Source organism: Flavobacterium sp. 1 (assembly GCF_002797935.1).
In the GTDB taxonomy this organism is placed as follows: Bacteria; Bacteroidota; Bacteroidia; order Flavobacteriales; family Flavobacteriaceae; genus Flavobacterium.
In genome coordinates, this window is record NZ_PGER01000001.1 from 927253 (window position 1) to 950790 (window position 23538).

Sequence of the window (23538 nt, forward strand, 5' to 3'; positions counted from 1 at the left end):
AAAAAATAAATAAAATTATTTTATTGATAGTGTATTTTTTGATTATGTAACAAATTAACTCAATAGCCTGTAATTATTGGCTTTTTTTATATTTTTTGCAACATTTGTATTGTATTATGCTTCATTTGTTATATTAAAACGACAGGTAAACAGAATAACTTTGTTAAAATTTTTATAAATATTTTGATTTCGTGAAATTTGAATCAGTGAGTAAATTCTGAAGCTTAACGATATTCAAAACTTTCATTTCTGAACAATAAATTTTGACATAAACTAAATAATTAAATACCGAAGAAAAGCACTATAAAATCATTACTAAACAATTATTAACCAAATTAACTTAAATGAAAAACAAAGATTTTACATAATTACCATTTAATATTTGAAGAATGTCAAATAATAAAAGAACCAATTTTAAAATTAAACCAATCAACTATGAAATTAAAAATGAAATTCGCAATTCTTGCACTGCTGTTTTTTTGTGGGCAGGCTGTCTTTTCTCAAACTAAAACAATACAGGGTGTTGTTTCAGACAAATCTGGTCTTCCTTTAAGTGGAGTAAGCGTTAAAGTGCAGGGTGAGTCTGGAGAAGCAGTTACAGATTTTGATGGAAAATATTCAATTAATGCCGCGTCCAATAATAAATTAGTATTTACATTTATAGGTATGACCTCTCAAGTTATTGCCGTTGGAAGCAATACTTCAATTAATATAACTTTAAAAGATGCTTCTGAGGATTTGAAAGAAGTTGTTGTTGTTGCTTATGGTGTTCAAAAAAGAGGAAATGTAACAGGAGCAATTTCTACAGTAAGTGCCAAAGATATTGCTGCCTTGCCTATCACAAATGCTGAATCTGCGTTACAGGGTAGAGCTGCTGGGGTTACGGTTATTAATAATGGATCTCCAGGATCCACTCCAGAAGTAAGTATTAGAGGTTTAGGCAGTCCAAATAATAATAGTCCATTGTATGTAGTTGATGGAGTTATTGTTGGAAATTTAACAAGTATCAGCCCAAACGATATTGAAAGTGTATCTGTCCTTAAAGATGCTTCTACAGCTGCTCTTTATGGATCTCGCGGATCAAATGGAGTTGTTATTGTGACTACTAAAAAAGGTAAAAGTGGTGTTGGTCAATTATCTTTTAATACATACACAGGTTTTCAGAAAGTTGGTAAAACGTATGATTTACTTAATTCACAGCAATACCAGCAATATGCTAAAGATTGGGGGGTTACTATAAATAGACCTGCAGATTTCTTAAATAATAATGTAAATTATTTAGATGAAATTTTTACAACTGGAATTATGCAGGATTATAATTTAAATTACTCCAGTGGTACGGATCATTCTACGAACCGTTTTTCTGCTGAATATTTGAATCAAGATGGTGTTATTGTTAATTCGGGTTATGAGCGCTATACTTTTAGAGCGAATAACACCCAAAAAATCGAAAAATTAAGATTGACAGTAGGCAGCAATATGGGGATTTCTTTTGGAAAGCAAAATCCAGAACGCATATCTGGAGGACGTACCTTAATTGAGCATGCTATAAAAGCGGCTCCTTATTTACCGGTATATAATTCTACTAATTTGGGAGGTTATCAAGGACCAAGTAATGCAGCTGATGGTCAAGATGCTGAAAATCCTGTAAGAGTACAGAGTTTAGGTTATACAATTAATAAAACGTTAGGAATAACAGGGAATATTTTTGCGGAATTTGAAATAATCAAAGACTTGAAATTCAGATCACAAGTTTCTTTAGATTATTATGATCTTGATAATAGAAATTTTATTCCATCTTATGATGATGATAATATTCCTAATGGTTCAACTCATTCTGCTGCTTATTCTTCCACTACAAGATTATATGGAAGCGGGCAGACTATCATGTTCAATAATAGTTTAAGCTATAAGAAAACAATAGCCGAAAAACACAATTTTGATGCAGTAATATTAATTGAAAATAATAAATCCAAAGGAGAACAAGTAAATGCAGGGAGCCGTTACTCAATATCTGATGAAATTGATCAGTTAAACAGTTCTACAGTTACGGCTTTAAACAGTTCTACATTTGAAGATTATAGAGTTGGATATGTTGGAAGGCTAAATTATAATTATGACGAAAAATACCTTTTTGCCATTTCCGGCAGAAGAGATGCTTCGTCTCGTTTTGGCAGCAATTACAGATGGGCCAATTTTTATTCTGTTGCAGGAGGCTGGAATATTGCCAAAGAAAACTTTCTTCAAAATACTCAAGTAAGCACTTTGAAATTAAGAGCCTCTTATGGTACAACGGGTAATGACGAAATTGGCCGCTATGGATACAGCGGTTCTTTGGTAGGGAATTTAATTTATCCTATAGGCGGTAATGCTGCTGTTGGTACTACAGCTGGGGCATTGGCAAGTCCAGATCTGCATTGGGAATCCAAAACAATGAAAAATATAGGTTTAGACTTTGGCTTTTTCAATAATAAAATTACAGGCAGTTTTGAAATATATGATAACAGAAGTAATGATTTATTATTAAACTTACCAGTTTCGCCTTCAATTGGTTCTTTTTCAGGGAGTCAGCCTAAAAATGTTGGATCAGTTAGTACCAAAGGGTATGAAATTGTATTAGGCTATAATGATAATGAGGGGGATTTTAGATGGTCTGCCAACTTTAATTTAGGGACTAGCAAAAACGAAGTGTTAGATTTAGGGGGAATTGATAAAATTGCTGGAGGAACTGCATTTAGAGCTGGAGGTGATGCAATTTCACAAACAACAGTTGGTGATCCGTTATTCTACTTTTATGGTTTACAAGCAGACGGTATTTATAAAAATCAGGCTGAGGTTGATGCAGTTTTTACAGCCACACCAGGGCAAACAACTGTTAAACCAGGTGATATCAGATTTAAAGATTTGAATGGTGACGGGAATATAACATCTGCAGATAGAACTAAAATTGGAAATCCTCTTCCAGATTTTACCTATGGTATGAATTTTAGCGCAACCTATAAGCAATTTGATTTTAATTTCTTTATAACAGGTGTTCAGGGGAATGATATTTTCAACACCAATCGTTATGATTTAGAAGGTATGGCAAAATTATTTAATGCAGGCACAGCGGTATTAGATAGATCAGTAGTTGTAAACGGAGTGGTAACAAATCCAAATTCTTCAATTCCTAGACTTAATGGAGCAGGACAAAATACAGCTGTGAGCAGCCGTTTTGTTGAAGACGGATCATATACCAGATTAAAAAATATAAGTATTGGCTATACATTGCCAAGTGATCTTAGTAAATATTTTTCTAAACTTAGGATATATGCTAGTGGCCAAAATCTCATTACAATAACTGATTATTCTGGATTAGATCCTGAAATTGGGAATGGAAATGCTGGTATTATTGGAGGTACCAATTATGACAAAGGTATTGATAGAGGTAACTATCCACAGCCAAAATCAGTATTAATAGGGCTTGAAGTTTCATTTTAATAAAATAGAGAAAAATATGAAAAATATAAAAAACATAAAATTTATTTTGGGGATATTCACATTAATTTGTATGACAAATTCTTGTTCTGATAAAGATTTAGAATTGACAAATCCTACTACTTTATCTCCTGAAACTTATTTCCAAACTAAGGATCAAGTGGAGTCATCTGTCAATGCGGCATATGCTAATCTGCAGACAACTGCACTTTATACACGCTTGTATTTCTTTGAATTGGATAATATGTCCCACGAGAATGCTGGAAATCCACAGTTAGAAGCTGACAAAAAAGAGTTTTTAGAGTTTTCTTTTGATTCGGGCTCTGCCGATATTTCGGACTATTGGACAGTTTGTTATTTGGGAATTAACAAATCAAATTTTGTAATTTCTAACTCAGACAAAATAAACGCAATCGATAATTCTATTTTGCCACAAGTTTCAAAAGATAAATACATCGGTGAAGCAAAATTTATGAGAGCATTTTATTATTTTCTTTTGGTTAAGCGTTTTGGCGGCGTGCCTTTGTATGATGCACTTCCTAAAGGAGCAGATGATGTTAGGGCTAGAGCTACAGTAGCTGAAGTTTATGATTTAATCGTTTCGGATTTAAAAACTGCAATAACTACTTTATTAAGCAGAACTACCGAACAAAAAGGGAGAGCTACTAAAGAAGCTGCACAGGCTTTATTAGGGAAAGTTTTGTTATATCAAAAAAAGTATGATGAATCTTTAACTGCACTTAATGCGGTTACTGGATTTTCGCTTGAACCTGATTTCTATGATAATTTTATTGAAGAAAAAGAACATGGCGTTGAATCTATATTTGAGGTTGAATTTGATGCTAAGTTGGGAACAGGAAATCTATGGGGAGCAGGAAATGGAGCTCAAGGGGGTAATGAATCTACTTTAAGAGGTCAGGAATATGGTAATTTGAATTGGTATAACGTGTATCCATCAGATAATATTTTAGATGAATTTGAAGCTAATGATAAAAGATTTGCAGCAACATTTTATGTTGTAGGCGATAAGTACAATGGTGGCAGTAATACAATGGTAGCCGCCAATTTTGGATCTGGTGGCGGAACAAGAAGAGCTGGCTGGAAAAAATATTCAAACTACTATAAGAAAATTGATGAGGCAATCGATTCTGGGATTAATTTTAAAATCATCAGATATTCTGATATTTTGCTAATGAAAGCGGAGTGTGAAAATCAAAGACCTGGTGGAGTTCAAGCAACAGCTATTGGTTACATTAATCAAGTGCGTCTTAGAGCAGGATTATTGCCATTAGTGACAACACTTACAAAAGATCAAGTTTTTAAAGCGATTATACACGAACGCAAAGTTGAATTTGCAGGTGAACAAAGCCGTTTTGATGATATAATCAGATGGGGTAATGCAGCCACGGAATTAGCAGGAACAAAGTTTAAAATAGGTAAAAATGAACTTTGGCCAATTCCTAATAATGAAACTGGTAAAAATCCTTTGATTACTGGAAACAATCCTGGTTGGTAATTTTTAGTTTTGTTAAAATTGAGTTAGGTTAAGTTAGTTTTGTAATTGAACAGCGTATGCAAATACGCTGTTTTTTACTGATAAATTAGAAAGTAAGTTATTTTAATTTCTTAAAGCGGTTTATAGTTTATGAATTTAAAAATAGGCTTTACAATTCTTTCTAATCTTCCTTCTCTAATATTTACTTACTGCAAAGATTTAAAGTTATAGTTAAGCAGTCTTTTTGCTTACCGTTAAATAATGCATTATTCCTTTTAATTCAAAAATAAAATCATAGTCAAAAAAAACTTGAAACACCTAAAAAAAATAGCAGTCTTTTTTTTACTCCTGACATTCTTCTACAATGTTTTGGGGGTATATGTGCTGTTTAATGCTCAGAAAGAGCAAACATGGGTAGCATCTATGGAAAATGCTGATGATTCAAGATTTCAAATAATAAAACTGGATATTAATCCATACGCATATATTGTAGATTCTGGCTTTGAAGAAGTCAATGAAAACATAATAATCAATCACACTGTATATCATGTTTTTAAAAACAGAATACAAAATAATGTTTTAAAGTTATACTGTTTAAAAAACACTCATCAGGCTGCAGTAAATAAAAAATTAAGAGACCTTGTGGATAATCAGTTAATTGATACGAATTCAAATAAAGAAAATCCAACAAAAAAACTTTTAAAATCATTTGAAAAAGATTACATCTCAAATGATACAGCTGTTTATGAATTCAACTCTGAATTTATTCCTGATTCAATATCATTTTCGTTTGTTCTTAAAGACGATTTATTAGATGGGTTTTTTACAACTCATTACCCTCCTCCAAATGTGGCTTAGATATTTTTTATGTTTCTGAAAATTATTATGATTAAACCATCATAATGTGCATTAAAAGGCTTTTGCATTTGCAATTGCATGACTTTTTCTGTACACGATTTCCTAAAACTTTTTTCAATTATGAACTGTAATTGAAAACTAAATCATCTATTAATAAACCATATTTAAAATTATCAAAATGAAGAATTCTTTTTCTTACTATATAATTGTCCTGCTAATTGTATTCTCTTCTAATTTATACTCTTTTAATGTAGGAAAAAATCCAAAGATAGCCCCAGAACCATTGGGAAAAGATAATATAGCCTATAAATGGAGCCAAATGGCACTACAGGCAACTGCAAATGATACCGATAAATTCAGACCAAGACCCACGGTAACTTCACGTCTTTTAGGTCTTACTTTTGTTGCCATTTTTGATGCATGGAGCCGTTATGATCAGGCTGCTATTCCAGTATATTTAAATGACACAGCAAGAAGGCCAGATAACGAACAAACCCTCAAAAATAAAGAAATAGCAATAAGTTATGCTGCCTATAATGCATTGTGTGAGTATTTTTATTCAGACAAAGAACTGTTTGCGTCCTTTATGGTCGAATTAGGAATGGATCCAAACAATAAGTCATTAGACCCAAAAACACCAGCCGGAATTGGAAATTTAGCGGCAAAAGCAGTAATTGAAGCCAGAAGGCATGATGGATCAAATCAATATGGTGACGAAAATGGTTCAAATGGAACTCCCTATTTTAATTATGTTAATTACAAACCAGTCAACTCTCCAGATGAAATGGTGGATATTAACCGCTGGCAGCCAAAATACTTTTCTGATGGCAAAGGAGGGAAATTTTCGCCAAACTGTCTGACTCCTTTTTGGAACAAAGTAAAGCCAGTGGGAATGCTGTCAGGAGATCAATTTCGTCCAGTTCCGCCGCCTTTAGTTGGCTCAGAACAGCTTAAAAATGAAGTGAAAGAAGTTATTGACCTGCAAAATAATCTTACCAATGAACAAAAGGCATTAGTAGAATTTATGCGCGATGGACCAAAATCAGTACAACAGGCAGGACACTGGTTAAAATTTGCCCAAGTTGTTTCAATACGTGATAATCATTCTTTGGATCAAGATGTAAAAATGTATTTTTTGAATCAGGTAACGGCTATGGATTGTTTTATAGCTTGCTGGGATGCAAAAATGTTTTATGACTATGCCCGTCCCTATGCTCTGGTTCATTATTATTTTAAAGACCAGACTATAAAAGCTTGGGGAGGTCCTGATGCTGGATACAAGGAAATGAAGGGACAGGAATGGAGACCTTATTCACCAGATACTTTTTTATGTCCGCCTTTTCCAGGGTATGTTTCCGGACACAGCACCATAAGCGGCGGTTGTGCCGAGGCATTAAAATTATGGACTGGCAGTGATACTTTTGGAGATTCTGCAACTTGTATTCCAGGAGCAATGACGGAGCCAAACAACATTGGATCCCCAGTTGTTCTAAAATTCCCCACATTTACCGAAACAGCTGAGATGGCAGGAATTTCAAGAGTAATGGGAGGCTATCATATTCAGGCTGATAATCTCGAAGGTCTAAAACTTGGCAGAAATGTGGCTCATGAGGTTTGGAAGTTTTATAATATGCATATTGGAAATAAAATAATTGATTAAAAGGAAGCCTTTATTTTAAGAAAAAAAGAAATTTCGTTTTAAGCTAAAAAATTGAAAATATGAAAATAAAACAGTTATTGCTATTGCCCATAGCTTCCTTTTTGATGCAGTCTTGTGACTATTTTTCTAATCCAAATGACAAAATGGTTAAGGTATTAGAAACCAGAAGCAAAATGTATGATGTAAAAGACAATGTTTTTTCTCCAAAAGCAGAAATTGTTTTTTATGATTCAATTATTTCAAACTCAGCATACGGACATTTTAAATTGCTGTATGAACTTAAGAAAGGAGAAAGTCTGCTGAAATTAGGAAATGAATATGATGCCGTAAAAATATTTGAGGCGATGTCAAATTCACCAATAGTAAACGGATCTGAAAAATTTGAGATTTCCAAAAAATTAGCAATAGCCTATATGCGGCTTGGGGAACGTCAAAACTGCCTGAAATCACATACGGCAGAATCGTGTATTATGCCTATAATCAAAGAGGGGATTCATGAAAAACAATTGGGTTCACAAAAGGCTATAGCAGTTTATGAAATGTTATTGACCAATGATCCTTCAGATTATGAATCACGATGGCTGCTCAATATCGCTTACATGACTTTGGGAGGTTATCCGTCAAAGGTGCCAAGCCAATGGCTGATACCAAATCTGGATAAAGATAATTCAGGATACTCCATAAAACCATTTGTTGATATAGCTTCAAATTTGGGAATAGTGAAAAAAAACATGGCCGGAGGTGTTATTCTGGATGATTTCAATAATGATGATTATTTAGATATTATGACTTCTGACTGGAGTTTGGACGGGGTTATGCACTATTATCAAAATAATAAAAAAGGAGGATTTACAGATTTATCTAAACAATCAGAGATAGGCCGATTCAAAGGAGGACTAAATATGATTCAGGCTGATTATGATAATGACGGAGATATAGATTTATTTGTTTTGAGAGGTGCATGGATGAATGTATACGGAATACAGCCCAATTCATTACTGAGAAACAATGGAGACGGCACTTTTACCGATGTAACTGTAAAAAGCGGTTTGTACTCAGAGTTACCAACCCAAGCTGGGACTTGGAATGATTTTAATAATGATGGTTATTTGGATTTGTTTATAGGAAATGAATCGAGACCGCAGGATAATTTTCCCTGCGAATTATATTTAAACAATCAGGACGGAACATTTACAAATGTAGCCAAAAAAGCAAATTGTGAAATAGTCACTTTTGTAAAAGGAGTAACTTCTAGTGATTATGACAATGACGGGAGAATTGATTTGTTTTTGTCCGGTATGAATAACCGAAAAACATTATTAAAGAATATGGGATCCAAAAACGGCATTCCTCAATTTGTGGATGTAACTGAAAAAGCAGGGTTGTCAAAACTTAATGTCATGACTTTTCCAACATGGTTCTGGGATTATGATAATGATGGCTGGCAGGATCTTTTTGTCTGCGGTTATCAGTTTGAAGGATCAATTGCCGGGACAGTTGCGAGAGAAGCATTAAATATTCCGAACGAAGGCAGTAAAATGTATTTGTATCATAATAATCACAATGGGACTTTTTCGGATGTTTCAAAAGCTGCAGGACTTGATAAGAGTGTGTTTGCAATGGGTTCAAATTTTGGAGATATTGATAATGACGGTTTTTTGGATATGTATCTTGGTACAGGAAATCCCGACTATAAATCGCTTATTCCTAATAAATTATATCGGAATATGGGAAATGGAAAATTTGCCGATGTTACAGTTTCCGGCAGAGTAGGAAATCTGCAGAAAGGTCATGCTGTTGGTTTTAGTGATATGGACAATGATGGAGATTCCGATATTTTCATAGAAGTCGGCGGTGCTTACATTGGTGATTCTTATACGAACTCCTTTTATCTTAATCCTGGTCAAAACACAAACCGCTGGATCAGTATTCAATTGGAAGGCACTGATACTAACAGATCGGCAATAGGCACAAGAATTAAGCTAAGTTTCAAAGAAAAAGGCGTTTTCAGAAATGTTTATCTTGAAGTAAACTCGGGAGGAAGCTTTGGTTCATCGGCTTTGAGAAAAGAAATAGGGGTTGGGCAGGCAGCGATGATTGACCAAATTGAAATCACTTGGGCGAAAAGCCATAAAAAACAATTTTTTAAAAATGTAAAACCCAATCAGTTCATAAAAATAAAAGAAGGGGACGAAGAATTTTTGAAAACGGATATTAAAAAGATTGTTTTCCCGACTGCGAAAATGAAATCTGCAATTTGTATTTAAAGAAATTTATTAAAATCTTAAAAATGAAAATTAGAAAAATAAAGACTGTTTTTTTTAGCATTGCATGCTTATTATTGCTTGTTAAATGCTCCACAAAAGAATCAGAAAAAAAGATATTTACTGCCTTAGAACCTTCAGACACTGGAATTGATTTTAGCAACAATCTGAAAGAAAACGATTCTCTGAATTATTTTACCTATTCCTACATTTATATGGGCGGGGGCGTTGCTGCCGGAGATATTAATAATGATGGATTGACAGACATTTTTTTTACAGGAAACCAAGTATCTAATAAACTGTATTTAAACAAAGGAAATCTTAAGTTTGAAGATGTTACTAAAAAAGCAAAAGTGGGAGGTGATTCCAGATGGTACACCGGAGTTACGATGGCCGATGTTAACGGGGATGGTTTTCTAGATATTTATTGCAGTGTGGGAGGAAAATTTGGACCTCGAAACAATGAATTGTACATCAATAATGGTAATGGCACTTTTACTGAAAGAGCCAAAGAATACGGTATAGATGATGCAGGAAACAGTGTACAAGGCACTTTTTTTGATTATGATAAGGATGGAGATTTAGATTTATTCGTAGCCAATTATCCGCCTACTAAATTTAATATCCCAACATTTGTTTATGTACAGCTGATGCGGAATGTGAAAGATGATGAATCTGGGCATTTGTACAGAAATGACGGAAATCATTTTACCAATGTGACCAATGAAGCTGGAGTAAGAGCATACGGTTTGTCATTAAGCGCCACCATCGGGGATTTAAATAATGATGCCTGGCCAGATATTTATGTGTCCAATGATTTCAATTCTCCTGATTTTATGTACATAAATAATCATGACGGCACTTTTAAAGAAGTAATAAAAAATGCTACCAATCATACTTCTTTTTATGGAATGGGTGTGGATATCTCCGACTTTAACAACGACGGTTATTTAGATATTTTTCAGGTGGATATGGATGCCAAAGACAACCGCCGTAAAAAAGCAAATATGTCGAGTATGAATCCGCAGTTATATTGGGATATAGCCGATGCTGGTTTTCAATTTCAGTACATGCACAATTGTATGCAGATGAACACAGGAATTGTTGAAAACGGTATTCCGCAATTTGAAAATGTTTCGCGCATTACCGGAACTTCTTCAACAGACTGGAGCTGGGGACCTTTGTTTGCTGATTTTGACAATGACGGCAAAAAGGATTTGTTCGTTACCAATGGAACTAGAAGAGAAATAAATAATAACGATTTCTTTCACAGCATCGAAAGACAAAATTTGAAACCCAAAGATTTGCTCAGAGTCGCATTAGAAATACCCAGCGAAAAAATCGACAATTTTATGTTTCAAAATAAAGGGAACTTTAAATTTGAACAGGTAAATAAAAAATGGGGAATTGAGTTCAAAGGGTTTTCAAATGGAGTAGCTTATGCCGATTTGGACAATGACGGAGATTTAGAAATTATCACAAATAATATAGATGATTATGCCTCTGTTTTTGAAAATACCAGTTCCGAAACCAATAATTATTTGACGGTAAAATTCAAAGGAAGTTCAAAAAACAGTCAGGGATTAGGAAATCGTGTGTATATAAAAACAAAAGGCGATGTTCAAATGCAGGAACTTACTTTGACACGCGGATTTCAATCATCGGTAGCTCCAGAACTGCATTTTGGAGTGAACAAATTAAAAACAATTGATGAAGTAAAAGTGGTTTGGACGAATGGAAAAATTCAGAAATTGTTTAATGTAAAAGCAAATCAAACACTAACATTCAAAGATCAGGATGCTAAAGAAGAAATAGAAAAAATAGCTGTTTCAAAACCAATATTTACTATAGTAACATCCGTTTTTCCAGTTTTTAAACACGAAGAAAATAAATATGATGATTTTAAAGATCAAGTTTTATTACCGCACAAAATGTCCACTTTTGGTCCGCCGATTGCTGTCGGCGATGTCAACAAAGACGGATTAGAGGATTACTTTATTGGCGGATCATCCACTTTTGCTGGAAAATTGTTTTTGCAGACAGCTAATGGATTCGTAGAGAAAAAAACGGAAGCTTTTGAGGCTGATAAAAAATGCGAGGATGCCGGTGCAGTAATTTTTGACGCTGATAATGACGGAGACAACGATTTATATGTTGTAAGCGGCGGATATGAATTTTTATTAAATGATTCCGCATTGCAAGACAGGCTGTATCTCAATAATGGTAAAGGTGATTTTACAAAAGCACCTAAAGAAGCGCTTCCTGTAATGCTAACCAGCGGTTCCAAAGCATATCCTGTTGATTATGACAAAGACGGCAAACAAGATATTTTAGTACTTGGCAGGCAAGTACCAGGACAATATCCTTCGCCTGCAAACACTTATCTATTGCATAATACAAGTACGTCTGGTCACGCGCAATTTGAATTTTCAAAAAATGCTCCTAAAGAATTTAAAAATCTTGGAATGGCAACCAGTGCCGTTATAACAGATTATAATAATGATACTTTTCCCGATATTATTATTGTAGGGGAGTGGATGCCAATCCATGTTTTCGAGAATGTAAAAAATGGATTCAAAGAAGTGTCTAATAATTTAGGCTTGACAATTGATACTACAGGCTGGTGGTGGAGTATTCAGCAGGGTGATTTTGATAAGGATGGCGACATGGATTATATCGTTGGAAATAATGGACTTAATTATAAATACAAAGCCACACCAGATGAGACTTTTGATATTTTTGTTAAAGATTTTGACAATGATAAACATAAAGATATTGTATTGAGCTATTACAATGACGGCAAACAATATCCTGTACGCGGCCGTGGCTGTTCTTCACAGCAAATTCCAAGCATAAAGAAAAAATTCAAAAATTATGAGAGTTTTTCTGAAGCAACATTAGTCGATGTATATACCGAGAAATCACTAAAGGAGGCTTTGCATTATAAAGTGAAATCATTCGCGAGTGTATATTTAGAAAATAAAAACGGAAAATTTATTATACACCAGCTTCCAGTTGAAGCACAATTATCCTGTATTAACCAAATTTTGGTCGATGACTATGATAAAGACGGTAATCTGGATGCTTTAATTACGGGCAACATGTTTAATTCTGAAGTGGAAACGCCAAGAAATGATGCTGGACATGGCTTGTTTTTAAAAGGGAACGGCAAAGGTAAATTCAAGCCAGTTTCAATGGTGAAAAGCGGATTCTTTACTCCTGGTGATGTTAAAAATATGGAAAAAATAAAAGTAAAGGACAAATACTATTTTCTGATAACTAAAAATAATTCGTATCTGCAAAGCATCAGAATTAACTAATAACCTGAACTCGATTATTAATTTTTTGAGAGCAGAAAGATTAGGCATTTTTAGGATATATAGTCCCGCTTTTTGTTACAATCTTTTGTGCCTCTCGTCTTTTGGGACGAGACGGGACAAAAGGATTTCTACTGCAAACGAAGTTCACTGAACTCCTATGAAAATAAAAGAGTTGTGAAGTAATCGGGGCTAGAGGGAAATATTTTGCTTTTTTGCCATCATTCAAAAAAACAATCCAAAGTTTAACTACGGCCAACGGTTTTAACCGTTGGAGATAATAATCGAGTTCAGGTTAATACCATTTAGGAATACAAAATAACTGAATTTCATCTCCATCTCCTTTTGTTTCGCCTGTCCGTTGCTGTTCGAGGTGAGACAGTTGTAATGACTTTCTATAAAATAAAAGATGCATTACTGTTTATGCTCATTGAAATAAAACAAAATCATGAAAAAAACACCTTCATTATATACCGCATTCATTTTTATACTATTCATTTTAATCGCTTTTCAAACAGAAAAAACTACCGCTCAAGGTTGTGTGGCTGTCCGCCAAATGGGTGGGCTTTATATGAATTCTGCCAGTTCTTATAATTTGAACAAAGGCGAATTTCAAGTAGGGGCAAATTACCGCTATTTCCATTCTTGGAGACATTTTGTTGGTAAAGAAGAACAATTGGAACGTCAGACTAAAGGTGGCGGACATGACGAAAACGGCGTAGAACAAGGTAATGCCGTAAACATTTATTCGCATGCGGTTGATTTTAATTTTTCTTACGGAATCACCAATAGAGTCCAGATAAACGCCACTTTACCTTATGTTCACAATGAGCGTTCACAGGTTCTAAGGCAAACAAGTCCTGAAAAAGATACCCTTAGATACAGTGTTTATGCACAAGGTTTTGCAGATGCAAGACTAAGCGTAAATTATTGGTTTTTTGACCCAAAAACGGCTCACAAAGGTAATTTGATGTTAGGATTGGGATTAAAATTAAATACAGGAAGCCATGATGAGATGGATGATACGCCACAAGCCGACGGAACAACAAAAAGCGTGATAATGGATCAAGCTATTCAGCCGGGTGATGGCGGTGTTGGAATTTCGGCAGAGGTACAAGTATTCAGACAATTAACGGGGCGTCTCTACGGATTTGCAAATGGATATTATTTATTCAATCCAAAAGAATCAAATGGTACATTTAAATCAGCACCAAAAGCAGGTTTAGAAGGGTATGAAATTTATGCATGTCCAGACCAATATTTTGCAAGAGCAGGTTTATCTGCAGCAATAGACAAAAAAGAAAATTTTAATGTTTCGCTTGCTGGAAGAGTTGAAGGGATTCCTGCTTATGACGCTTTTGGAGGGCAGGCAGCTTATCGCCGCCCTGGATATGTTATAGCGGTGGAGTATGGTTTCTCTTATCATATTGGAAAACATACTTTAAGCTTATTTATCCCATATAATATCGTAAAAAACCGTATTCAGAGTGCTGCAGATATTGCCAGTCAAGATATGCAGAATTCTGTAATCACTGATCCTGCGAAATATGTTCATGTCCAAGGAGATGCTGCTTTCGCAGATTATTCTATTAATCTAGGATATTCATACAGATTTGCGTTAGGTAAAAAAATGACACTGACAATGCCTAATTAGGTGCCATATTTTAGTAAATAATGTTAGTATTCAAAACTTCTGAACTGATGAAAACTACTTTTAATTCTTTCTATTTCTTATTGAGCAAGAAAATGGAAAAACACGGCGTAAACCTGATGCGCATTGCCCTTGCAATAGTCTACATCTGGTTTGGCGCTTTGAAAATCTTCGGATTGAGTCCAGCTGGTGATTTAGTAGAGAAAACCGTTTTTTGGTTTAGACCAGAAATTTTTATTCCGGTTCTTGGAATATGTGAAGTCTTGATCGGACTCGGATTATTAATAAAAAGACTGATTCCTATAACTATATTTTTTTTATTAATGCACATGTCAGCAACACTCTTTCCTTTTTTTATTTTAAAATCCAGTTGTTTTGACGGCTTCCCTTATGAACCAACTTTAGTAGGCCAGTACATCATCAAAAATATAGTGTTGGTATCAGGAGCACTTGTTATCTCTGGTAAATACAATGAAGCTTATTATCTCGAAAGGAGTTTAAAAAAAAAGTAAAATTAACAACAAAAGTTCAAACAGATAAACCACAAATTAGTAATAAATGAGAAAATTATATTTGAGTTGTTTCTTCCTAATGCAGCTCTTGATGAGCGCACAAACTGATATTGATGCCATTATGATGAGCAAAAATAATTTTTGTGTTGGGGCTGTTTATCAGTATAGCAGCTGGGATGAGTATTGGGAAGGTACTTTCAAAAGAGAGAATCTTAATCTAGGCACTGTTTCGGCTCAAGGAGCTGCTGTCATGGGAAATTATGGCATAACAGACAAGCTGAATGTTCTTTTTAGCGTTCCGTATGTTCAAACCAAAGCTTCAGCAGGAACCATGCAAGGGCAAAAAGGGATGCAGGATTTAGCATTAACTGTAAAATACATGCCTCTGGAGAAAACCGTTGACAACGTTACCTATTCCATATATGCTTTAGGAAGTTATTCGATGCCTACAACTGACTATACTGCCGATTATTTGCCGTTAAGTATTGGTCTTCAAAGTAAAACTGCATATTTACGACTGATGGGTGATGTACAGGTTGATGAGTTTTTTACCACTTTATCTTTTGCTTATATCAAAAGAGCAAATATCACCATTGACAGAAATTCTTATTTGGCAGATGAGGTTCATTATACAAATGAAGTTGATATGCCGGATGCTATAAACTTTAATTTAAGATTGGGATACCGTTCTGACAGGTTAATTGCCGAAGCCGTTATTGACAATTGGACAACACAATCTGGAGGGTTTGACATTACAAAAAATAACATGCCTTTTCCCAGCAATACTATGAATGCTTGGAAAATTGGGTTTAATGCTAAATATACTTTAAAACAAATCCCTGAATTAGCAATTGTTGGAGGTTATAATGTAGTGACTGAAGGCAGAAATGTGGGAAAAGCAGCTTCCTTGTATGGAGGAATATTCTATGTGATTAAATTTAAATAAATAAGGATGAAAAATAACATTCAAAAAATTGTATTTAAAAGCCTTTTGCTTTTATTAGCGGTTCTTACATATTCGTGTAATGATGACATTACAGAACGTAATGAACAGTTTCCAAAATTGAACCCAATAAATACCGATGCTTCTGCTGGGACTTGGAAAACTTACCTTTTAACTGTTCCTGACGAATTTTCAATTGACGTTCCAGTTGCAGTAAATACAGCTGCATATACTAGAGAGATTAACGAAATCAAGAGTTTTCAAGCTAATATTACCGATGACCAAAAAAACATTATAAATTATTGGAGCGTTGGCAGTGTATTGCGTTGGAACGAAATTATGCGGACATTGGTAGCAAGACATAATCGTCCGCCTTATCAAAATGAAGACGGAACTTATCCAGCTCCTTCTGGTGCGAATCCTTTTGCATATCCTCAATTTCCATTTTCTAATCCTCCTTATGCAGCAAGAGCGTATGCTTATGTAAGTGCTGCCCAGTACGATGCTTTGATTGCAGCATGGCATTATAAAAAGCTGTATAACAGAACAGCTCCATATAACGTTGATGCTACGCTGCAGGTTTTGATACCCAAAAGCACTCTGCCGTCATATCCTTCAGAGGATGCGGTTGTAGTGGGAGTTACTGTTGAGTTATTAAAATTATTATTCCCAACTGAAATTGCCTATATTGACCAAAAAGCTGAAGAAGAAAAGCTATACAGAATCATTAGCGGCGTGAATGTCCGCTCAGATGTTGATGCAGGAATAAGTTTGGGCAGAAAAGTTGCTTCGAAATTTATAGCTCGTGCTTCAACTGATGGCGCTGGTGTTGCTATTGGGACACCGGCAATTTGGGCATTGCTAGAATCACAAACTGCCGCAACAGGAGAAACTCCTTGGAAATCATTAGAAGTGCCTGCCAGACCGCCTATGCTGCCTTTATTTGGAAAAGTAAAATCCTTTTTGATGACAGAAGCAAATATTGTGGCAAATCGTCCTCCTGCGCCTCCTTCTACGAAATCTGATGCTTTTGCAAAAGAGCTGGCTGAGATAAAAAAATACAGTCAGGAGAATTCAAGATCACTTTTGAAAATTGTCAGTTTTTGGGCTGACGGAGTTGATACTTATACGCCTCCTGGACATTGGAATGCCATCGCTTCCGAATCTTTTGTACAACAAAGTTTTAGTGAAGTTCGTTGGGCAAGAAATATGGCGTTATTAAATATTGCCATGATGGATGCAGCTATAAGCTGCTGGGACGCTAAATACGCCTATTTCAACCCGCGCCCGAGCCAAATGGATTCTTCGATTAAAACAACAACGGGAGTTCCTAATTTCCCAGCTTATGTTTCTGGACATTCTACCTTTAGTGCAGCTGCTTGTGCCGTTTTATCACACATTATTCCCGCTAAAAAAAGCGAATATGAAGCGATGGCAATAGAAGCATCAAATTCCAGGATGTATGGGGCTATCCATTACAGAAGCGACTGCGAAAAAGGATTGGAATTAGGCAAAAAAGTTGCAGGTTTTGCTGTTGCAAGAGCTGTTATTGACGGAGCCGAATAATATTATAAACCTGAACTCGATTATTAATTTTGGAGCAGAAATATTTGGTCTTTTCAGCAAGTATTGTTCCGCTATCCGCTATAATCTTGTGAGCCGAACCCCGGCTCACAAGGATTTTTGCTTCTATCGGGGCTAAAAGTAAATATTTTGCCTTTTTGCAATCATTCAAAAAAATAAGGCTTAACTATATGTCAACGGTTGAAACCACTGGAGATAATAATAATCGAGTTCAGGTTTTTAGTTCAGTAATTTCGAAACTGCTTTTACGACATCAGTTTCAGGGAGTTTACAAGCTCCTTCAACACAGATATAGATGTAGGTTTCATTTGGTATGAATCGATTTTCCATTATTGGCAGACTGCTTTCTTTTGTTGACCCGGCAATCAAAATATTTGGCAAATAATAGGTCTGCAAAGTATTAATTCTTGATAGCACTTCTTTTCCTGATACGGCTACTTCATAATAATTGCCAGTATAATTTAACATTAAGTGGAGCCAATTGTAGTATTCCGTTGGGTATTTTACGGCATCTGCAGTTACATTATGAAGCATTTGTCTGGCTATTTTAGAATAAGCTGCATTAGAATAATAATGTCCTAAAAGAAATAGATTTTGTGCAAAAACCGAATTAGATCCAGGGATGACATCATCTCTTATTTCCATTTTTCGGGTAATCAGATTTTTAGAGCTGTTGGAGGTAAAATAAAGCATGCTGGTTTTTTTATCCAGAAAATGGCTCAATGAATAATCAGTAAGTTCTTTGGCTTTTGTCAGCCATTTTTCGTCCAAAGTAATTTGGTACACCGCAATAAATGCGTCAACAACACTGGCGTAATCTTCGGAAAAACCTGTAATACTGCTTTTTCCGTTTTTATAGCTATGGTATAAACTGCCGTCTTTTTGAATTTGATTATTCAGTAAGAAAGAAGCACTTTTTATTGCTATTTCTTTATAATGAGGGTTTTTAAAACTGCGATACGCATTTGTATATCCTTTTATCATTAAGGCATTCCAAGAAGTTAGGGTTTTATCATCGAGATGCGGACGAGCTCTTTTTTCTCTTGCCTGCAAAAGAGTTTGTTTCCAGTTTTTGAGTTTAGCATTAAGCTCGGTTATTGAGATATTGTTTTCTTTTGCAAAATCAATATTTGATTGCGTTTTAAATAAAATGTATTTATTGTTTTCCCATAATCCTGTTGCATTGATATTGTAATATTTTTGAAAAAGCGCAAAATCTGATTTTAATACTTTTTGCAATTCTTCTTTTTCCCAAGTATAATAGGCGCCTTCCTCTAATTTACCCGATTTATTTTTGCTGTCAGCATCGATAGAAGAGTAAAAGGCTCCGTTTGAAGCCATGAGTTCACGTTCTACAAATGTGAGTGTTTCTGCTACCTTTTTTTTATATAATTCATTTTTGGTAATAAGATGGGCGTCAGAGTATAAACTAACAAGTTGTGCATTATCATAAAGCATTTTTTCAAAATGCGGGATATGCCATTTTGAATCTACAGTATATCTGTAAAAACCCCCTCCTATGGGGTCATTAATACCTCCATTTGCCATATTTACTAATGTTTTATCGACATATTTTTGCAAAGGCTTGTCCTTGTTTTGAATGCTATAACGCAATAAAAAATGAAGTGCTTTTGGCATTGGAAATTTAGAATCGCCAATTAAGCCACCATTTTGAAAATCCAATACTTCTTTCCAATTTTTTATAGCTGTATTTACATCAGAAGATTTAAAATCAACTGCATTAGTGTTCAATTGAATCAAATCTGATTTTTTAATTCCTTCGATCAATTTGTCGGCATAGGATATTACTTTTTGAGGATCATTTTTGTACAATGCGGCAATTTCAGTCAGCATTTTAATCCATTCCTGTTTGGTAAAATAAGTGCCTCCAAAAATAGGACGCCCATCTGGAAGTGCGATGCAGTTTAGTGGCCAGCCTCCTTTACCAGTCATCAGTTGTACGGCATTCATATATATTTGGTCTATATCTGGACGCTCTTCTCTATCAACTTTAATACTGATGAAATTGTCATTCATTAATTTGGCCACCGAATCATTTTCGAAACTTTCTTTTTCCATAACATGACACCAATGACAGGCTGAATATCCTACAGAGATGATAATTAGCTTATTTTCGGCTTTAGCCTTGGCTAAATTTTCTGTATTCCAAGCTTTCCAATCAACGGGATTGTGTGCATGCTGTAAAAGATAGGGACTTGATTCATTTATTAATTCATTTGTATGTTTAAATTGCTGTTCTTTAGTTTTTTTTTGATTACAGCTAATAAAAAAAAGTACTATAAATAAAAGTAAAAGTTGACGATGCATAGTATGTTTGAAATGAATTTTAATATTAGGACAGTATAAAAAGCAATTGTATAATCTTCTGATTGAAAGCAGGCTATTAGGCAAAACTAATATAAAGTATTTTCAAGTGCCATATTAATTTGTTTCAAAATATTTTCTATTGAAGTACAAAAAAAAACGCACTCAGTAAAAATAGAGTGCGTTTTTGATATGCTTGTAAATTATTCTATTTGTCAATAGATGCCAATACTCTTTTCATGAAAGTGTTAAGAGCTTCTTTTTTGTCGGTTCCCTGCTGTGTCATTTTGTAAACTTCAATAGCACCGTACATGTTTGAAATCAATTCGCCTATAACATCTAATTCTTCGTCTTTCAATGAAGGAATTTCGGTCATAGCTTCCAGTACTTCGATGGTTTCGATGAGGTAATCCTGATCGTTTTCTTCGATGAATTGGGTCAGGTGTTTTATAACGGGTAATTTCATTTTTTAGATTTTTAGATTGTTGGATTTTTAGATAAAAGATTCGAAAAATCTAACGTTCTAAAATTCCAATAATCGATTTAAACAATTTCATTAACCAATTCAATTAAAACTTCCTGTTTATTGGTTTGGGTTTCATTTACCAATTTTCCGTTTACGAAAGTGGCAAATGTAGGCAGGTTACTTACGTTAGCCAGTTTTCTTGATTCCGGAAAATTTTCGGCATCTACCAAAACAAAAGAGATTCCTTCGTTTTCTGAAGCCAATTTTTTGAATTTTGGTTTCATGATTCTGCAGTTACCGCACCATGAAGCCGAAAATTGAACAACCACTTTCTCATTCTGAGCCACTAAGGTTCCTAATGTATCTTCGTTTAATTCTATTAACATAGATTTTTCAATTTCAATGTCAATTTCAATGTCAAAAATCAATTTTTAAATGAATATCAATTACAATGTTAAAATTTTATTTACAGAGAAAACCCGTTTATTTTTATTGCCATTGTAATTGATATTGCTATTGATTTTTAATATTGCTATTGATATTAGTTAAGACTTAAATATTCAGCAGTACTTTTTCTGTCAGCGCTCATTGCTTCTTTACCAGCTTCCCAGTTTGCTGGACAAACTTCACCTTTTTCTTGAATGTGAGTATAAGCGTCAACCATACGTAAATATTCGTTTACGTTACGTCCTAATGGCATATCGTTTACGCTTTCGTGGAAGATTTTTCCAGTTTCGTCAATTAAATAAGTCGCTCTGAAAGTAACATTAGAACCTTCAATGATTACTGAATCGGTTTCTTCGCTATACTCAGTTGAATCAATATCAAGAATTCCTAAGATGTTAGATAAGTTTCTGTTAGTATCAGCAAGGATTGGATACGTTACGCCTTCAATTCCACCATTGTTTTTTGGAGTGTTTAACCAAGCAAAGTGAACTTCGTTGGTATCGCAGGAAGCTCCAATTACGATTGTATTTCTTTTTTCAAATTCTGGTAAAGCAGCTTGAAAAGCGTGTAATTCAGTTGGACATACAAAAGTGAAATCTTTTGGATACCAAAACAAAAGTACTTTTTTGTTGTTGTTTACCGCTTCTTCGAAGATGTTGATTTTTAAATTATCACCCATTTCTGAGATAGCGTCTACTGCAATACTTGGAAATTTTTTACCTACTAATGACATATAAATTAATTTTAGTTATTTAATACTTTTAATGCTGCAAATATAGGGCATATAAAAAGCGGTATTAAATAAATTTTTATTATTAATATTTATTAAGCAATAGTATGTGATTATAATAGTTTCTAAATACCTGCAATAGAAACTGGTAAGCTTCCTTTTCCTTTTTTGTCTTCCAATAATTGTTCGGCGGCACTTTCCTGAAACTCCACAAAATCCTGATACATTTCGACAATTCCGATAGTTTTTTCCAGATTTGGAATTACCTGCAATGCATACGGATTCCCAAAAACATAAAGAATGCACTTTTTGGTTTGGAACAATTCTCCTAAAAACTCCAAAACAGAATCTTCTAAATCAAATTTATTCAGAGGTTTGGCTTTTGGGACAAATAAAGAAATGAGTATGGTGTCAAATGGCATAAGGTCTTTTTTTATCGTTGTATCCATTAAATCGGCGGCGCTTTCAACAGCATATTCAGGAGACGGTAAAGTGGAAGCCAATGTTTTGAAAAAAGGATTGTCAACCGTTTTATAAATACTCAACTTTGCTAAGCGTTCTCTGTTTTTGGCGTCAAAAACAATTACGGAACTGTTTTTGTCCTTGATATCGGTAATGCAATAATCGGCTATTTTTCGGTTCAGTTTCGAAGTGATTTTAAAGTCAAAATCAGCAACAGGCGTTGGATTTTTATCAAATAGTCCTGCTTTTTGTTTACATTTTATTATGCGGTCTAGGCTTGCTTCGATGCGTTCTGGATTAGCATTTTTTAGGATTTCCTGAATGCCTTCGGCTACGTTTTCGGCAAAGCAGAGGACATCGTTTCCTGCATTGAAGGCTTCCCATTCCAGCTGGCCTTTCACATCATATAATTTGGAAACACTGTGCATATTCAAAGCATCCGATATAATCAAACCGTTATACCCTAAACGTTCTCGTAAAAGAGATTCGATAATGTTTTTGGATAAAGTGGCTGAAGTTTCTTTTCCGTCATTCAATGCTGGAACGGCCAGATGGCCAATCATAATAGAATCTACTTGGTTTTCGATTCCTTTTATAAACGGAACCAATTCATTTTCCAGTAATTCCTCTAGGTTTTCCTGTAAAACAGGCAATCCCAAATGTGAATCGACGCTCGTATTCCCATGCCCAGGGAAGTGTTTCAAACAGCCCAAAATCCCAACATCGGACATGCCACGAAGGTATTCCAATGCATATTGAGTCACTTTTTCTTTATTAGACCCAAAAGAACGATATCCAATTACAGGATTATTAGGGTTGTTGTTAATATCCGCCAGTGGCGCTAAATTATAATGGATTCCAGCCGATTTTAAGTCCAATCCAATTTGTTTTCCTACTTCATATACCAAATCGATTTTCCTTTCGGGCAAAGCGCCAAGAGTGATGGCATAAGGATATTGGGGTGTTTTTTCGACACGCATCGCCAAGCCCCATTCGGCATCGATGCTCATTAATAGGGGAGTAGCGGCACATTTTTGATAGCGCACAATCAGGTCTTTCAAACGCTGAAAACTATCGTCGTTGAATTCTACTTTTTTCTTGCTCTCATAGTTGGTTGCCGCACTGGCTCTGCTATGAAAAAAAGTCAATCCGCCGATGTTGTATTCTTTTATTAAACGTTCTGTTTCCTGAATATTCTCTTCCGTATCGTTGATAAAAACGGCTGGAAAAAAGAATTGCCCTATTTTTTGTTCTAGTGTCATTTTGTAATGAATATGATGTTAACTTTAAACATATAAGTCATATAAGTAAAGAATATAAAATATAGATTAGAATTAAAGCTAATGT

At 34.7% G+C, this 23538-nt stretch carries 15 protein-coding genes; 10 read left to right on the forward strand and 5 right to left on the reverse strand.

The genetic code is table 11. The annotated features are described in order from the left end of the window. Window positions 1-435: 435 nt before the first annotated feature. From CLU83_RS04000 to CLU83_RS04045, 10 genes are all read left to right on the forward strand, one after another. Complete coding sequence (locus CLU83_RS04000; protein ID WP_100430413.1) at window positions 436-3480, forward strand: TonB-dependent receptor; 3045 nt, start codon at window positions 436-438, stop codon at window positions 3478-3480. Window positions 3481-3496: 16 nt separating this feature from the next. Then, window positions 3497-4993, forward strand: a complete 1497-nt coding sequence (locus tag CLU83_RS04005) for a RagB/SusD family nutrient uptake outer membrane protein (RefSeq protein ID WP_232726975.1) — start codon at window positions 3497-3499, stop codon at window positions 4991-4993. Between the two features lie 288 nt (window positions 4994-5281). After that, on the forward strand, window positions 5282-5830 hold the full coding sequence (locus CLU83_RS04010) for a hypothetical protein (protein WP_157801986.1): 549 nt from the start codon (window positions 5282-5284) through the stop codon (window positions 5828-5830). Window positions 5831-6008: 178 nt separating this feature from the next. After that, window positions 6009-7490, forward strand: coding sequence for a vanadium-dependent haloperoxidase (locus tag CLU83_RS04015; RefSeq protein ID WP_100430415.1), 1482 nt, complete (start codon window positions 6009-6011; stop codon window positions 7488-7490). 59 nt (window positions 7491-7549) lie between these two features. After that, window positions 7550-9757, forward strand: coding sequence for a CRTAC1 family protein (locus CLU83_RS04020; RefSeq protein ID WP_100430416.1), 2208 nt, complete (start codon window positions 7550-7552; stop codon window positions 9755-9757). A gap of 23 nt (window positions 9758-9780) precedes the next feature. Beyond that, window positions 9781-13074, forward strand: coding sequence for a VCBS repeat-containing protein (locus CLU83_RS04025; RefSeq protein ID WP_100430417.1), 3294 nt, complete (start codon window positions 9781-9783; stop codon window positions 13072-13074). A gap of 445 nt (window positions 13075-13519) precedes the next feature. Further along, entirely contained in the window at window positions 13520-14725 is a 1206-nt protein-coding gene (locus CLU83_RS04030; RefSeq protein WP_100430418.1) for a hypothetical protein, read from the forward strand. Between the two features lie 47 nt (window positions 14726-14772). Next, entirely contained in the window at window positions 14773-15234 is a 462-nt protein-coding gene (locus CLU83_RS04035) for a hypothetical protein (protein ID WP_100433611.1), read from the forward strand. 46 nt (window positions 15235-15280) lie between these two features. Continuing rightward, window positions 15281-16180 (forward strand): hypothetical protein, encoded by a 900-nt coding sequence (locus CLU83_RS04040; protein ID WP_100430419.1) that lies wholly within the window; start codon window positions 15281-15283, stop codon window positions 16178-16180. A gap of 6 nt (window positions 16181-16186) precedes the next feature. After that, window positions 16187-17743, forward strand: a complete 1557-nt coding sequence (locus CLU83_RS04045) for a phosphatase PAP2 family protein (protein ID WP_100430420.1) — start codon at window positions 16187-16189, stop codon at window positions 17741-17743. A 237-nt stretch (window positions 17744-17980) separates the two neighbouring features. Here CLU83_RS04045 and CLU83_RS04050 read toward each other — a convergent pair whose 3' ends face one another. The 5 genes from CLU83_RS04050 to CLU83_RS04070 all read right to left on the reverse strand — a co-directional run bounded on the left by CLU83_RS04050 (window position 17981) and on the right by CLU83_RS04070 (window position 23453). Continuing rightward, window positions 17981-20089: a thioredoxin domain-containing protein gene (locus tag CLU83_RS04050; RefSeq protein ID WP_100430421.1), complete on the reverse strand. Its 2109-nt coding sequence runs from the start codon at window positions 20087-20089 to the stop codon at window positions 17981-17983. A gap of 205 nt (window positions 20090-20294) precedes the next feature. Further along, a complete protein-coding gene (locus tag CLU83_RS04055) occupies window positions 20295-20552 on the reverse strand; it encodes a hypothetical protein (RefSeq protein WP_100430422.1) in 258 nt (85 codons plus the stop codon). Window positions 20553-20629: 77 nt separating this feature from the next. After that, window positions 20630-20938: a co-chaperone YbbN gene (locus CLU83_RS04060; protein ID WP_100433612.1), complete on the reverse strand. Its 309-nt coding sequence runs from the start codon at window positions 20936-20938 to the stop codon at window positions 20630-20632. A 155-nt stretch (window positions 20939-21093) separates the two neighbouring features. Continuing rightward, a complete protein-coding gene (locus CLU83_RS04065) occupies window positions 21094-21732 on the reverse strand; it encodes a peroxiredoxin (protein WP_100430423.1) in 639 nt (212 codons plus the stop codon). Window positions 21733-21854: 122 nt separating this feature from the next. Next, entirely contained in the window at window positions 21855-23453 is a 1599-nt protein-coding gene (locus CLU83_RS04070; protein ID WP_100430424.1) for a glycoside hydrolase family 3 protein, read from the reverse strand. Between the last annotated feature and the right edge of the window lie 85 nt (window positions 23454-23538).